Origin of the sequence: Cellulomonas bogoriensis 69B4 = DSM 16987 (genome assembly GCF_000767165.1) — a bacterium.
GTDB classification, from domain to species: Bacteria; Actinomycetota; Actinomycetes; order Actinomycetales; family Cellulomonadaceae; genus Actinotalea; species Actinotalea bogoriensis.
Genome location: NZ_AXCZ01000461.1, coordinates 1 through 498 on the forward strand (window position 1 = coordinate 1; position 498 = coordinate 498).

The 498-nt window shown below is 78.5% G+C and carries 1 pseudogene; it reads left to right on the plus strand.

What is annotated here, in order from left to right:
* A pseudogene (locus N869_RS18240) lies at positions 1-498 on the plus strand (hypothetical protein); the annotation flags it as partial.

The following is a 498-nucleotide window of genomic DNA, read 5'->3' on the forward strand; positions in this document are numbered from 1 at the left end:
CGCGCCGCGCTGACCACAGCCCACGAGCACGCGCTGGTGTGGCCCGCGGACGACGGGTTGCGCCCCTGCCCCGGGCTCGCCGACCTGCTGGGGCCCTACCCCGCAGGCCTCGGACCGCCCTTGGCCACCACCCTGGACCGACGTGACGACGCGGCCCTGCGGGCCCTCGCCCACACCCTCGGGCCGACACCCGACGAGGACGGGCCCCCGGCCGTCGTGGTCACCGCACTGGTCTCGGCTCTGACCGACGCCGGGACCGTGGACCTGCTGCTCACCGACGCCCCACCCGGCGCCCGCCGCGTCCTGGACGCCCTCACCTGGGGCCCCCCGGTGGGTCGGGCACCGGACCCCGCGACACCCTCACCCGCCCGGGACGCCGTCCTGTGGCTGCTGGAGCACGGGCTGCTCGCCGGCCAGGACGACCAGCACGTCGTGCTGCCCCGCGAGGTCGCGCTCGCCCTGCGTGAGGGCCGCACCCACCGGACCCCCGCCCACCCG